At 32.7% G+C, this 13,735-nt stretch carries 14 protein-coding genes and 1 riboswitch; of the genes, 11 read left to right on the forward strand and 3 right to left on the reverse strand.

Annotated features, from left to right (window positions below):
• The first annotated feature begins 349 nt into the window (after positions 1-349).
• From ACREVX_RS05535 to ACREVX_RS05565, 7 genes are all read left to right on the forward strand, one after another.
• Positions 350-1,054, forward strand: a complete 705-nt coding sequence (locus ACREVX_RS05535) for a ThuA domain-containing protein (RefSeq protein WP_431543170.1) — start codon at positions 350-352, stop codon at positions 1,052-1,054.
• Between the two features lie 27 nt (positions 1,055-1,081).
• Positions 1,082-2,131: a Gfo/Idh/MocA family protein gene (locus ACREVX_RS05540; RefSeq protein WP_431543171.1), complete on the forward strand. Its 1,050-nt coding sequence runs from the start codon at positions 1,082-1,084 to the stop codon at positions 2,129-2,131.
• Between the two features lie 70 nt (positions 2,132-2,201).
• Positions 2,202-3,305 carry a Gfo/Idh/MocA family protein gene (locus ACREVX_RS05545; protein WP_431543172.1) on the forward strand — a complete coding sequence of 368 codons (1,104 nt, stop codon included), beginning with the start codon at positions 2,202-2,204 and terminating at the stop codon, positions 3,303-3,305.
• A 230-nt stretch (positions 3,306-3,535) separates the two neighbouring features.
• Positions 3,536-4,375: an AraC family transcriptional regulator gene (locus ACREVX_RS05550; RefSeq protein ID WP_431543173.1), complete on the forward strand. Its 840-nt coding sequence runs from the start codon at positions 3,536-3,538 to the stop codon at positions 4,373-4,375.
• Between the two features lie 24 nt (positions 4,376-4,399).
• The gene (locus ACREVX_RS05555; RefSeq protein ID WP_431543174.1) at positions 4,400-4,612 is read left to right on the forward strand and encodes a hypothetical protein; all 213 of its coding nucleotides are present in this window, start codon (positions 4,400-4,402) and stop codon (positions 4,610-4,612) included.
• Positions 4,613-4,753: 141 nt separating this feature from the next.
• Positions 4,754-5,575, forward strand: a complete 822-nt coding sequence (locus tag ACREVX_RS05560) for an alpha/beta hydrolase (RefSeq protein WP_431543175.1) — start codon at positions 4,754-4,756, stop codon at positions 5,573-5,575.
• Positions 5,576-5,776: 201 nt separating this feature from the next.
• Positions 5,777-6,256, forward strand: coding sequence for a hypothetical protein (locus ACREVX_RS05565; protein WP_431543176.1), 480 nt, complete (start codon positions 5,777-5,779; stop codon positions 6,254-6,256).
• A gap of 123 nt (positions 6,257-6,379) precedes the next feature.
• Here the strand turns inward: ACREVX_RS05565 and ACREVX_RS05570 are convergent, their stop codons facing one another.
• Positions 6,380-7,777, reverse strand: a complete 1,398-nt coding sequence (locus ACREVX_RS05570) for a hypothetical protein (RefSeq protein WP_431543177.1) — start codon at positions 7,775-7,777, stop codon at positions 6,380-6,382.
• Between the two features lie 344 nt (positions 7,778-8,121).
• Here ACREVX_RS05570 and ACREVX_RS05575 point away from each other — a divergent pair, with 344 nt between their 5' ends.
• Complete coding sequence (locus ACREVX_RS05575) at positions 8,122-8,988, forward strand: polysaccharide deacetylase family protein (protein ID WP_431543178.1); 867 nt, start codon at positions 8,122-8,124, stop codon at positions 8,986-8,988.
• 30 nt (positions 8,989-9,018) lie between these two features.
• Here the strand turns inward: ACREVX_RS05575 and ACREVX_RS05580 are convergent, their stop codons facing one another.
• Complete coding sequence (locus ACREVX_RS05580) at positions 9,019-10,050, reverse strand: DUF3048 domain-containing protein (RefSeq protein WP_431543179.1); 1,032 nt, start codon at positions 10,048-10,050, stop codon at positions 9,019-9,021.
• Between the two features lie 220 nt (positions 10,051-10,270).
• Here ACREVX_RS05580 and ACREVX_RS05585 point away from each other — a divergent pair, with 220 nt between their 5' ends.
• Positions 10,271-11,716, forward strand: a complete 1,446-nt coding sequence (locus tag ACREVX_RS05585; protein ID WP_431543180.1) for an NAD(P)/FAD-dependent oxidoreductase — start codon at positions 10,271-10,273, stop codon at positions 11,714-11,716.
• A gap of 49 nt (positions 11,717-11,765) precedes the next feature.
• Positions 11,766-12,308: a carbonic anhydrase gene (locus tag ACREVX_RS05590; protein ID WP_431543181.1), complete on the forward strand. Its 543-nt coding sequence runs from the start codon at positions 11,766-11,768 to the stop codon at positions 12,306-12,308.
• Here the strand turns inward: ACREVX_RS05590 and thiT are convergent.
• Positions 12,295-12,945 (reverse strand): energy-coupled thiamine transporter ThiT, encoded by a 651-nt coding sequence (gene thiT / locus ACREVX_RS05595; RefSeq protein WP_431543182.1) that lies wholly within the window; start codon positions 12,943-12,945, stop codon positions 12,295-12,297. The two genes, ACREVX_RS05590 and thiT, sit on opposite strands and share 14 nt — an antisense overlap.
• A gap of 85 nt (positions 12,946-13,030) precedes the next feature.
• A riboswitch (TPP riboswitch) is annotated at positions 13,031-13,135 on the reverse strand.
• A gap of 306 nt (positions 13,136-13,441) precedes the next feature.
• Here thiT and ACREVX_RS05600 point away from each other — a divergent pair.
• Positions 13,442-13,699: a TM1266 family iron-only hydrogenase system putative regulator gene (locus tag ACREVX_RS05600; RefSeq protein WP_431543183.1), complete on the forward strand. Its 258-nt coding sequence runs from the start codon at positions 13,442-13,444 to the stop codon at positions 13,697-13,699.
• Positions 13,700-13,735 lie beyond the last annotated feature (36 nt).

The following is a 13,735-nucleotide window of genomic DNA, read 5'->3' on the forward strand; positions in this document are numbered from 1 at the left end:
AGTTAAATGCCGTGAGAGTTAAAACTTTACGGCATTTTTATTATTAATAATCTTTATTTTTTCATCTATAGTAAATTATCCTCTTCAGGTATTTATATTTTTGAATTAAATTAGTAGGGTTATTGTATTAAACTTAGCAAAAACTGTCTACTCAACCCACTGATTTGGCTAGTAATAGATTAAATAAATATTATAATATAGTTAGAGATGAATCTTTTAGAAAGTCATGTGATTGTAAATTTATGATTGGTTGACAATAGGTAGCTCATCATGGAAATAATGGCGTAGATTAGTTTAAAGTTGGACATATCAACTTAGGTATGTTACCAGAAAATAAGGGAGGATTTATATGAATAGAAAAGCACTAATAGTACGTGGGGGTTGGGATGGACATGAACCGGAATTAGTTTCAGAAAGAATGAATAAAGCTTTACAAAATGAAGGTTTCGATGTGGAGATATCAGATACTTTAGATATTTATTTAGATGTTGAACATTTATTAACAAAAGATTTAATCGTATCATTATGGACTATGGGTACAATTACCAAAGAACAATGTAATGGTGTTATGGAAGCAATTGAAAAGGGAGTAGGATTAGCTGGTAGTCATGGTGGAATGTGTGATTCTTATAGAGAAAATGTAGACTGGCAATTTATGACTGGTGGTCAATGGGTTGCACATCCAGGTGGAGAAGTTGATTATGAAGTTAATATTAAATGGTCAACAAGTCCAATAACCTATGGTCTTAAAGATTACAAAATACACAGTGAGCAATATTACGTGCAGGTAGACCCTTGCATAGAAGTTTTAGCCACAACAAATTTTCCTAATCATCCAGGACCATATACATCAAATAGGTTTGTTACTGTGCCAATAACATGGACAAAACGGTGGGGAAAAGGAAGAGTTTTTTATACTTCTATGGGACATCATGATAACGTTTTTGATATTCCAGAAGCAATGACAATGATGGTAAGAGGTATGCTTTGGGCTGCTGATGGTAAAAAAGTAGCGGATGAGAATTCTGAATTTTCATTATATGAAAATAAATAAAATTTGTATAAAGAAGGAGAAGATAATATGAGTATTAAATTAGGAATCATTGGATATGGAGGAATGGCAAGATGGCATCAGTCAAATGCTTCAAGAGCTGGAGTAGAAGTAGTGGCTGCTTATGATATTGAACAAACTCAGGTTGAGGATGCTATAAAAGATGGTTTAAAGGGATATTATAAACTAGATGAGTTTTTAGCTGATGCTAGCATTAATTTAGTTTTAGTTGCAACGCCAAATAATGTGCACAAGGAATTAGCAGTTGCTGCTATGGACGCAGGTAAAAATGTAATGTGCGAAAAACCAGTTGCTATGTCCGTAGCAGAAATTGATGAAATGATTGAAGCTTCTAAGAGAAACAATGTAATATTTACAGTACATCAAAACAGAAGATGGGATAAAGATTATAAGACTATAAAGCATATTTATGAAAGTGGAGAACTTGGAAAAGTATTTTCTGTTCAATCAAAGCTTTATGGTTCTGGAGGACTTACTCATGGATGGAGAGGTGTTCCTGAATTTGGTGGAGGTATGGTGCTCGACTGGGGAGTTCACTTCTTAGATCAATTATTATACATGATACCAGGTAAGGTTACTTCTGTTTATGCTAGGACTCACAGTGTAATTAATCCACTAGTTGATGACTACTTTAATATAATTTTACAATTTGAGAATGGGGTTACAGCTCAGTCTGAACTGGGAACTTTCATGTTAAAGGATACTCCAAGATGGTATATGGCAGGAGATTTGGGCACAGCAGTTATTGAAGATTTTAGTGCAGAAAAAGGATCAATTACAAAGGTTTCAGATTTGGCAAGAAACATCGAACCTATCATAATTCAAACTTCAGCAGGTCCTACAAGAACTTTTGCACCACAACCTCCTGAAACAAAGGTTGTGATTGAATTGCCAAATGTTGATACAGACTGGGTAGAACTGTATAAGAATGTTGCTGCGACTATAGAGGGTAAAGAAGAATTAATAGTTAAACCTTGTGAAGTTAGAAGGGTAATTTGTTTGATAGAAGCTGTTTTTGAGTCAGCTAAAACCGGTAAGGCAATTCAATTTGAAAGTTAATTGTAATATTATATTTATATTTGATATATAGAAATTAAAACTGGGCATAAACAATTGGGAGGTATAGGGAATGCGTAAAATAAAAGTTGGAGTGGTAGGCTGTGGATGTATAAGTGATATTTATCTAACAAATCTAAAAAGTATGTTTAGTAATATTGAATTAGTAGGTTGTGCTGACCTAATACAAGAGAGAGCAACTGAGAAGGCACAAAAATATGAAATAAAGTCATATCCAAATGATAATAGATGCGCTGCTATATATGAAGATAAAGAAATTGAAATAATAGTTAACTTAACAACTCCACTAGATCATGTTGAAGTTTCTTTAAGAGCTCTGGAATATGGAAAGCATGTACACGGAGAAAAACCGCTTGCAGTTAATCGTGAAGATGCGAAAAAAATCATTGAACTTGCCAAAACTAAGGGATTAATGGTCGGATGTGCTCCAGATACGTTTTTAGGTGGGGGACTTCAAACTTGTAGAAAGCTAATAGATGATGGATGGATAGGAACTCCTGTGGCTTTAACCGCTTTTATGACTTGTCATGGACATGAAAGCTGGCATCCAGATCCAGAGTTCTACTATAAGGTAGGCGCTGGTCCTATGCTCGATATGGGACCATATTATGTTACTGCACTGGTATCACTACTGGGGCCAATAAAAAGAGTTACTGGATCTACAAAAATAACCTACTCCGAAAGAACAATTACAAGTGAAAAGAAATTTGGTGATAAAATAAAAGTAGAAATTCCAACTCATGTTGCAGGTATAATAGATTTTGAAAATGGTGCTATTGGAACACTAATTACAAGTTTTGATGTTTGGGATGCACATTTACCGAGTATTGAGATTTACGGTAGTGAGGGTTCATTAAGCGTTCCTGATCCTAATACATTTGGAGGACCAGTTTTAGTTAAAAGAGCAAATCAAAAAGAATGGATGGAGATTCCACTTTCTCATAATTTTTCAGATAATAGTCGTGGAATTGGAGTAGCAGATATGGCTAATGCAATTCGCAGTGAAAGAAAAAACAGAGCAAGTGGTGAACTTGGATATCATGTTTTAGATGTCATGCTTGGTTTTCAAGATGCGTCTGAATCAGGACTACACTATAATTTAATGAGTACATGTGAAAAACCAGAAGCGCTGGAGATGGATGTAAAGTTTGAATAGAATATAAGTTCATAATACTTGGGTAAATGGATTAGCTATTTTATTAAGCAGAGAGAATTTTGTTTTAAGCAACATTTAATTTATGACGGCTACTATTTAGTATCCGTTTTTTTTTACGTTAAGCTCCAGTTGAATTTAAAAGACATTACCTTAGGGTAATTAAAAAGAGCGGTAGACAGTTTTTGCTAAGTTTGATATTATTAATATGATATATTTTGAGGAGGTCTAGGATGGAAGCATTTCATGAAAATAGATCATACAGAGAAGGTATTAATGTATCAATTAGTAAAAGTAATAGCTTAGAATTTCTAGCCCATTGGCACGTTGATATAGAAATAATATACGTTTGCGAAGGTAGCATCCGTGTTGGAATAAATAATGAGAGTAGAGTACTTACAAAAGGTGAAATAGCAATTTGTTCTAGTGGTGATATTCACTATTACGATAGTATGGGGATGGAGAGCTCTAGTATAATGTTAATATTTAATCCAGAACTTATCGGATGCAAGAGTGGATGGCCTGAGGAAAGTATATTTACATGCCCATTTATTAATAGTGAATTAAATATTCAAAATGGTAAGTCAACCGAAATTTCAAGTAGAATTTTAAAATTGCTTAATTATATTTATGAGGAAATAAATCAGGAAAATCAGTGTTATGATTTTTTTGTCACAAGCAAGATTTTTGAACTTTGTGGTATATTACTTAGATATTTTCCTTCAAGCACTTTAAATGTAAAAAAAGATAACAGGAATCTTTCGCTGATTAAGGCAATGAAGAGGACCATTGAATATATTGAAAATAATTACAGTGAAGATATTACACTTACGGTCGCAGCTAAGAAAGCAAATTTAAGTATGTTTTATTTTTCTAGAGTATTTAAGGACATCTCAGGAATGAATTATAAAACATATTTAAATTTAGTAAGGGTTAATAAGGCAGAGGTTATGATAAAAATAAGTAATAAACCTATTACAGAAATTGCATTTGAGTGTGGGTTCAATAGTATTAGAACTTTCAATAGGGTTTACAAAACAGTAAAAGGAACTATACCGTCTAATGGAAGATGATGGTGATGAACGCATTCAGGTCTTGTGATTGGTGGCACAGACTCTGTTGCAATAGACACCATTGCTGCGCGCTTTTTAGGATTCAAAGTTGATGCAATCAGGTATTTGTGGGATTTAAAAAACATGAATTATGGGGTTGGAGAAGTTGAACAAATGAATATCCGCGGAATGTCACTAGTAGATGCAGAAAAAGCTTTTAGCAAGGCTGTATATGGTCAGGAATTTTCAGTAGACTAAATATGTATGTGAATTTAGATGAAGACGTACTTCATCTTTTTTTTTGTGCTTAATATGTGGACAAGTCGTAACTTTGGTTATATTCTTAGTAGTATGTAAATTATAAATTATCTAAATCTATTTTTAAAAGGGGATAATATTGTGATATGTAAAACAATTGATTTATGGGGCGAGTTTCCTTATGAAAACAAAGGGAATGATAGTTTTAGACCGACATTAGATACTTATATACTTAAAGGAAACAAAATAAGGGGAGCAGTTTTAATATGCCCAGGTGGGGCTTATTCATTTACATCACCAAGAGAAGCAGAACCTATAGCTATTAAATTTAATGCGGCAGGTTTTAGTGCCTTCGTATTGAATTATAGCGTTGCTCCAAACAAACAACCACAATCGCTGCTAGATGCATCAAGAGCAATGTCTATAATTAGAGAAAACTCAAAAGCGTGGGATATTGACGTAAATAAGGTTGCAGTTTGTGGATTTTCAGCAGGTGGGCACTTAGCTGCAAACCTTGCAGTTCATTGGTACAAGGATTGTTTGAAAGATATACCGGGAATTAATCCAGGTAACAACAATCCTAATGCTTTGATATTATGTTATCCTGTAATAACCTCAGGGAAATATGCTCACGCAGGTTCAATATGTAATTTAATTGGAGAAGATGGTGATAGGTCATTAGAGAGAGAAATGTCACTAGAACTTGAAGTTTCTAAAAAGACACCACCTACTTTTTTGTGGCATACATTTACAGATAATTCAGTACCTGTTGAAAATTCATTATTATTTGCCCAAGCTCTCAGGAGTGAAAATATTCCTTTTGAGCTACATATATTCCCAAATGGGCCACATGGTTTATCACTTGCAAATGATGAAACTACTGAGGATGGTGGTGAGGTGTATCCCAATGTCGCTGTTTGGATAAATTTATGCATTACGTGGTTAACTAATCAGTTTTTTTAACTTGGGTTGGTAATAAAATGTTAACAATTTTGACACTAAAATGCAATATTTATTTGTTAGTATTGTAAATAGAATAAGCAACAATGTAAAAATGTAGATACAAAACATGTCAGACCAAAAAATTACTGACAAAAATTATATTTGGCAGTATTGAGTTGGAATTATATACAGCCTTTAGGGGCGGAAATGGAGTAAATTATTATGAAAAGCAAAACTAAAAATCCATCTAAAAACTCAGGAAAATTTATTATTTCAATTATTTTATATATTGTCGCTTCAATTGTAGCAATCATTGGAGTTGCATTATTAGTTAATAACATATTATTATTTAAAAGTACTCTTAGTCAATATGTAGCACAAGGGTATAGTGCTGAAACTGTTATTAATGAATTAATGAAATCACAATTACTCCCTGGAATATTTGAACCAGTTGCTGTATATGGTGGTATATCACTTTTACTTTTAAGTGCAGGAAAAATCAACAAAAAGGTTACAAAATGTCTAACATTGTTAACAAAAGTTGAGATTCGTAATGATATTTTTCAAGAAAATATATTAGAGCAAAACAATGAATCAGAAGATGCAGGGTTAGAAGTTGCAACAGAGGGAAATGTTGTTGATACGCAAGTAGAAGAAACAGCTCAGCAGACAGTAATTGCTGAAGAAGATATTAAAGCATAATTTAGGATTAACCTAGATACAACAAAAAGACTTGCCATTATCAGTTTATACTGAGGCAAGTCTTTTTTTAGTTTATTTTGATTTATATCTTTATGGGTTTAGTTATTTAGGCAAAAGATCAATCTAAATAATAAACATGGCGACTATTGTAGTAATTACTAAACCTATAATTACAGGCTTAATGTTCTTTTTGGCAAGTTCAAAGGGATCAACACCACAAATGGCGGCTACTGGGATTACTGCCCAAGGAATTATTGTACCGCCACCCACCCATATTCCTGCAATTTGCCCTAGTGCTGTAAGGGTTGCTATGCCTCCACCTAAGCTAGTTGAAAAAATTCTAGCAATAGAACCAACGAGTGGAATGCCAGAAAATCCTGATCCGTCAAGTCCAGTAATTGCACCAACAAGTGTTATAGTACCAGCTGAAACGACTTTGCTCATTGGAACTACATTTGATAGTGCAACGCCTAAGTCGTTGACAATTCCATTTGAGTTTACTGGAAGTATTTTTCCGAAGATATCATTGATGGCTGAATCTCCTAAATAGAAGAAAGCGGCTATAGGAATAACAATGCCAAAGATTTTGAATCCAAATTGCAAACCTTTTACAAGATTATCTGTGATTTTCTCAAGCGAATCCTTTTTATACGTAAATATTGAAACTAAACTTAATACAAATACAGCGGTGCCACCAATTAGAGCTGTTGCATCTCCACCTTGAAGTTTTGAAGTATACATTATATAGATGTCTATGCCGAAAAGAACTAGTATTAGAAATGCCAAAGATCTTCTTGTATTTTTTGAGGAAATTAGCATTGTATCTTTTTCATTACTCACACTTAATTGGGTTTGGGAACTACCAAGCATCACTCCTGACCTAATGTCCTTTCTAAGATAATAAAATGCAACAACAGTTGTAACTAAACCCATTGTGATTACAAGGGGTACGCTTGCAGAGATAACACTTGCGATAGGTATGCCAGCTCCACCAGCAGTAAGTTTAGGGGCTGCTTGAATTATATAATCACTAGACAACGCAATACCATGTCCAAACAAATTCATTGAAATTGCAACTCCCATAGCCGGTAGACCAGCTTTTATAGCAATAGGTAAAAATAATGCACCAACAAGAGCTACAGCTGGTGATGGCCAGAAAAACCAAGACAAAATCATCATAACGATGCCGATAACCCAATATGCAACCCAATAATTCTTAATAACCCCCTTAAAAGGAGACACTATTTCATCATTTATGCCAGATGCAACAAGTGTATTGCTCATAGCAGTTACAATTGATATTATGAAAATGGTGGGCATTAGCTCTTTTGTTGCATAAACAAAGCTATTGAATACACCCATTGTAGACTTTGAAATAGAACCTGTACCAGCGAGGCCTAAGATAAAGATACCTAATATACATATAAGTGTTATATCCTTTTTCTTCACCATGGCAAATATTATTATAATAATGAAGGCAAGATATATATAGTGTAGAGGCGTTAGCGTTAAATTAATCATCTGCTACTCCAATTAGTATTATTGTAATACTAGTTTATGAAAAAAACATACAATTGGTTCTTTGTATTATGTAGGTATTTGTAATATTTTTTTCGAATGTAGTACATGGTAAATAATGACAAAGAATTATAGTAGATTATGTTATTATAATAAAACAAAAATAGGGGAATAATAAAACAAATGTTTAAAAGCAAAAAAATATAGTTTGAAAATGAAAAATATAGTTTGAAAATGAAAAATATAGTTTAAAAATGAAAAATAAACAGAAAATATACTAGAATTATTATTTTTTTTATATTAAAATGAATTATATATGTGAAATTTTTTACCTTTAGGAGGTTGCTGTGAGAAAAAGAATATATTTAATATTCACATTCATTATTTTAATGTCCCTTTTGGGATGTTCACATTCTAAGACAATTACAATAAAAGAAGAAACCAATGTTGCCCCACAGGTTGTAGTTGAACATCTTATTGCAGAGGAGAATTATGGTGAGACGACCTCAATACCAGCTTTTGACAAGAATGCTGTAATGCTGAAAGCGGGCAAAAGTGTTCCAATTTTAATGTACCACTCCATTGCTTATGAAAAGGATAACCCTGTTCGACTTCCTGTTAAAAATTTAGAGGAGCAGTTTAAATATTTAAAGGATAATGGTTATTATACTATTACGCTTTCAGATTTATATAAATATTTTATGTCGGATACCCCAATACCTGAAAAATCTGTAGTACTTACTTTTGACGATGGTTATGTAGATAACTATACTGCGATGTTACCAATGCTTAAAAAGTATAGTTTTAAAGCAACGATTTTTGTTATTACGGGAGCTATTGATAAAAGTGCCAACTATTTGACATGGTCGCAGCTTATAGAAATGGAGAAGTATGGTGTGGATATTGAAAGCCACACAGTAAGCCATGAAAATTTAAAAGATATGTCTAAGGATAAGCAACTTGAAACTTTAATTAAATCTAAAAAAGATTTGGAAAAAATGTTAAATAAACGAGTGAATTATTTTTCATATCCTTTTGGTGGGTATAATGAAACATCCATTGAGGCTGTAAGGAAAGCTGGATACACAATGGCCATTACAACTGATGGTAGGTGGGCATCTAAGAGTGATGGCATATTTTCGTTACATAGGGTATATATAAGCGGATTCCATGATATGAAGGAATTTAAAAAACGATTAACTAATACAAAGTAAATCGTTTTTTAAAAATAATTAATATTATATCTATTTTATATCTATTTTTGTGATTTTATCAACAATATTCCACCAAGTTTTTCCAGCATTTAAAGGCAAATCATTACCTGACTCATCAGTTAGAAGAGTTTGAGAGGTGGCATCTTTTTTAGACCAATGCATTTTAGTGAACTTACCATTACTAATAACATAACCATCACCAGAGCCTACAAGTGCTATGTCTAAACGGTAGTTATCAGCTTGCGTCTTAATGGTGGTAACTTGTACTACTATATTTTTTACGGTTAAGGGAAGGTTATCTTCTTTATTATTGGCAGGTTTTCCATCCATGTTTTTAGAGTAATTACCGTCACTATATGTGTAACCAGTGCTGTAGGTACTATTCATTTTTAAAAGTATATTAGAAGCACTTTTGAGTTTATCATTATCCCAATAAGTTTTATCAAATTTTAATTTTACAATAGGAGTCTGAACGTAATCTTTTGTTTTAATTAGTGCTTTTAATTTTTTGCTTGAGGTATAAAGGTTATGAGGAGCTACCCTTTTTTTGTTACTGTTATCTCTCAAATATGTAGAAGCATTTTTCATTTCATTCAAACTTTTCATATTTTCATTTTTTATCTCGTCAAGGGCCTCTGCACTTCCACCACAATGAGCAAAAGGTAAATTATATTCTTTTGCAAGCTCTAAGAAATAAGGCCTTGCACTTCTAATTGGTCCGATTTTATTTGCGGTGTCCTTTTGAAATAATGCCATAAATCTTGGAGTACCACCCTCTGCCATGGTCTCATAAATTATATCTGCAGCATTTAGTCCAGATTGAGGCCTTGCAGCTACAGAGTTTTCTACTATAGCAAGCAGGGCAATATTCTCTGATATTTCTTTTGTTACCTCTTCACCAGTATAGGGGGAGAGGTATTTCTGAGCTATAGGCTCAGGAGTTTTTGTTTCCGTAGGCGTCGTTTTGCTTGGCGCAACGACTGTTTTAGTTTTTTTTGCACAACCAGCAGTTAGAAAACTTAATGAAATAATTAAACATAATAACTTTACCTTGTTTTTCAAATTAAACATCTCCTATGTAAATATTATAAATTACAGCTTGAAATAATTTTCTTTATTTTACACTATTCTAAGCAGCATGTACTAAGTATCGTTCTAATACTTAATAATGTCTATTATAATGTAAAAAGTTATATTATAATAGATATTAACAAAGATTATGGATTAAAAGTTTTCTAATATTAAAAGTTTTATATTAAAAATATTTCAAGAGGTGATTTTTATGTATGATGTAATTATTATAGGCTCAGGAGTAGTAGGAGCGGCTATAGCAAGAGAACTTTCAAGATATAATATTAAAATCTGTATTTTAGAAAAAGAAGATGACGTGGGATTGAAAGCGTCAAAAGCAAACAGCGGTATAGTTCATGGTGGATATGCTGCTAAATATGGTACATTAAAAGGAAAGTTATGTGCGAAAGGTAACAAAATGTATAAAAAGCTTAATGAAGAATTAAATTTCGGGTATAGGCAAACTGGAGCTTTAGTAATTGGATTTAATGAAGAAGACGAGAAAAAGATAAATGAGCTTTATGAAAATGGTCTAAAAATAGGATGCGATGATTTAGAGATAATAAGAGGAAACAAGCTAAGAGAACTGGAACCACACTTAAATAGTGAGGTGAATATAGCACTTTATGCTAAAAGTGTAGGGGTTACCTCCCCTTATGAATTTACCATAGCATTAATAGAAAATGCAATAACTAACGGCGTAGTGCTAAAACTTGGAAGTGAAGTTAAGTCTATAGAAACATTAGAAAATGAATTTATTATTCATACTTGCATGGAAGATATTAAGGGAAGATATGTTATAAATGCTGCGGGGCTTAATAGTGATGAAATATCTAATATGGTTGGACTGGATTATTTTACAATAATTCCAAGGCGGGGCCAATATATTCTAATGGGAAAAGATCAGGGTCACCTTGTAAACACTGTTATTTTTCAGGTGCCTACAGATAAAGGGAAAGGAATATTAGTTACTACTACATATCATGGTAATTTCATGATAGGACCTAATGCGGAAGAGGTGAGTAGCTTAGGAGATGTATCAACGACTACTGATACTCTAAAAGAGGTTATTAAGGGTGCTAGAAAATCTGTACCTGATTTTAAATTAAGAGGAGCATTAACGTCTTTTTCCGGTATAAGAGCCATTAGTAGTACAGCAGATTTTATCATTGAGGAAAGTAAGGTCAAAAGATTCATAAATGTGTGTGGGATAGATTCACCAGGACTTACGTCATCGCCTGCAATTGCTGAGATGGTTGTAGATATACTAAAGAATTTAGAAAAGAATCTAACGCTTAAAAATAATTTTATACCTTATAGAAAAGGAATAATAATAAAAAAAGATGGTAGTTTTGGTGGGGAAATTGATGATGAGGATCCGAAAAAAAATATAATATGCAGATGTGAGAATGTTACGGAGTCAGAGATTGTGGATGCTATTCACAGAAATATACCAATTAATTCAATAGATGCAATTAAAAGACGTACAAGAGCAGGAATGGGAACTTGCCAGGGAAATTTCTGTAAACCAAGAGTTAGAGCTATAATAGCAAGAGAATTAAATATCAGTGAAGATAAAGTAAGCCAGCGAGGAAGTAATAATTTAGAGGCACCAGTTAAGGCTGATATAAATATGATTAGAAAATTTAAATATTAAGATTAATAAGTTTAAGTATCAAATACTGGTTAGGAGGAAAAATACTAAAATGGATAGATTAATAAAGATTAATAGTAAAAAGGATATATTTGATATATATAAAAATACACCGATAAGTGTTTTATTAGAATACCATAACTTACGAATACCATATGAGGCGTTAACTAGCCCACAGATGTTAATAGGAATGTGTATGGATAACAGAAAATATCTTCATATACCCAACAACTTTGCATTTATAATTCGTTCAGGTGGAGGAACTTTGCGCTTTAGTGAATTTAAGGTTTCTTATTCAATAGCCATAGGAGGAATTAGAACTATTGCGCTCATTGCCCATAATCATTGCGGAATGGTTAATTTGATGTCGAAAAGAGAGCAGTTTATTGATGGGCTTGTTGATATAGTTGGATGGGAAAAACAAAGAGCGGAAGATCATTTTATGAACTTCGCTCCAATGTTTGAAATAGATAATGAAATAGTGTTTGTGCTTGAAGAAGCTAAAAGGTTAAGAAATAAATATCCTAATATTTTAATAGCTCCACTCTATTATAATATTGATGACAATTTGTTATATCTAATTAAAGAGGACTAATTGTGTTATCTTTTACAGCTATTTTGGATAAACGTTTTAGTGGCAAAATTGCAATAACTATACATGTAATAATAGTTTCAAGGCTCATATATGAACCGTTGTATAAAAGTGAGTATAAATAAACAGATGTTCCTTTGGGAGTATATTCTGCAAAAAATACTACGCCTGATATAAAATGGCATGCAAATCTTGCTACCATTGCAAGGACCACTCCAATAAGAATTCCTTGTAAATTACGTGATTTAAAGTAACCAATTATACCTATAGCCATAAAAGGTAGTGGATAGTCAAATAGTACTTGCACTGGGTGGAGTGCAAAGGGGTTTATTACAAAATTAATAATTCCAAGTAAAAAGCCTGATAAAAAACCAACTTCAGGTCCGTAAAATAAAGATATGAGTACAATTGGAACCATGCTTCCGGCAGTAACGCTACCACCTTGAGGTAGTTTTAAAATAGTGATTAATTGTAATACAGTAGCTAAGGCGATAGATATACCTATTAGAGTTATCTTTTGGGTAGTAAATTTAATTTTTCTAATCTTTAAAACAGCAAAGATTAATAAAAGGACCCCCAATAGTGCGAAAATACTAGTAGGACTTTTTGCGATTTCGGTGATGCTTTTGCTAAAAATCATTTTAATAGCCTCCAGGTATTGTGCTTAAGATGTATTCTGGCAAAAACAAAAAAACTATATTCACAGAGGAATATAGTTAATGTATTTTACATTACAACCGCTTTCCTCCGCTGGTATTATCCAGATCAGGTATAAGGGTCAATGAATTAAATATTCATATCTCAGCCACAAGGCACCCCTAGCACATATATTATTATTTCTTTTTATTATATAACAGCATATTACATTTTGCAACTAGCAATGAATGACACATAAATTGTGACTTGCTTTTTACAACAAGGAGTGTTACCTTTTAAATGATATTAAATTAACAAATGTATTAACAAAGTTATCGTTCTGAATGCATGAGGGTTCGTCCCGAGTGAGAAGGCGAGAGAATAGGTAAGTGTTATCAAAGAGTATACTTTTATGTGTTGCATCTTTGGTTTTAACATACTATCCTTGTGCCTTTCAGGGCGTGGGGATTTTTTGTTTTTATAAGGAAAGGATTTTGCTAATGGATACAAGAATTGCTTTAATAGGAATAATAGTTGAAAACACAGACTCAGCTGAAAGGCTTAACTCTATTCTACATGAATACAGGCAATATATTGTAGGTAGAATGGGTATTCCATATCCCAAACGTCAGATTTCAGTAATAAGCATAGTTGTGGATGCACCAAATGATGTTATAAGTGCCCTATCAGGTAAGCTTGGAATGTTGCCAAATATAAGTATTAAAACACTTTATTCAAAAGTACCGCCAGTTGTATAACAATAAAAATATAGTCATAAATGATTAAGTTTATAG

It is taken from the genome of Clostridium sp. (assembly GCF_050717545.1).
GTDB lineage: Bacteria > Bacillota > Clostridia > Clostridiales > Clostridiaceae > Clostridium_AD.

What these genes read in the sequence shown, in the direction of transcription:
- thiT (WP_431543182.1), bottom strand. Translation starts at nt 12,945, where the DNA reads ATGATTTTTAGCAAAAGCATCACCGAAATCGCAAAAAGTCCTACTAGT.
- ACREVX_RS05585 (WP_431543180.1), top strand. Translation starts at nt 10,271, where the DNA reads ATGTATGATGTAATTATTATAGGCTCAGGAGTAGTAGGAGCGGCTATA.
- ACREVX_RS05540 (WP_431543171.1), top strand. Translation starts at nt 1,082, where the DNA reads ATGAGTATTAAATTAGGAATCATTGGATATGGAGGAATGGCAAGATGG.
- ACREVX_RS05535 (WP_431543170.1), top strand. Translation starts at nt 350, where the DNA reads ATGAATAGAAAAGCACTAATAGTACGTGGGGGTTGGGATGGACATGAA.
- ACREVX_RS05590 (WP_431543181.1), top strand. Translation starts at nt 11,766, where the DNA reads ATGGATAGATTAATAAAGATTAATAGTAAAAAGGATATATTTGATATA.
- ACREVX_RS05550 (WP_431543173.1), top strand. Translation starts at nt 3,536, where the DNA reads ATGGAAGCATTTCATGAAAATAGATCATACAGAGAAGGTATTAATGTA.
- ACREVX_RS05545 (WP_431543172.1), top strand. Translation starts at nt 2,202, where the DNA reads ATGCGTAAAATAAAAGTTGGAGTGGTAGGCTGTGGATGTATAAGTGAT.
- ACREVX_RS05600 (WP_431543183.1), top strand. Translation starts at nt 13,442, where the DNA reads ATGGATACAAGAATTGCTTTAATAGGAATAATAGTTGAAAACACAGAC.
- ACREVX_RS05565 (WP_431543176.1), top strand. Translation starts at nt 5,777, where the DNA reads ATGAAAAGCAAAACTAAAAATCCATCTAAAAACTCAGGAAAATTTATT.
- ACREVX_RS05570 (WP_431543177.1), bottom strand. Translation starts at nt 7,777, where the DNA reads ATGATTAATTTAACGCTAACGCCTCTACACTATATATATCTTGCCTTC.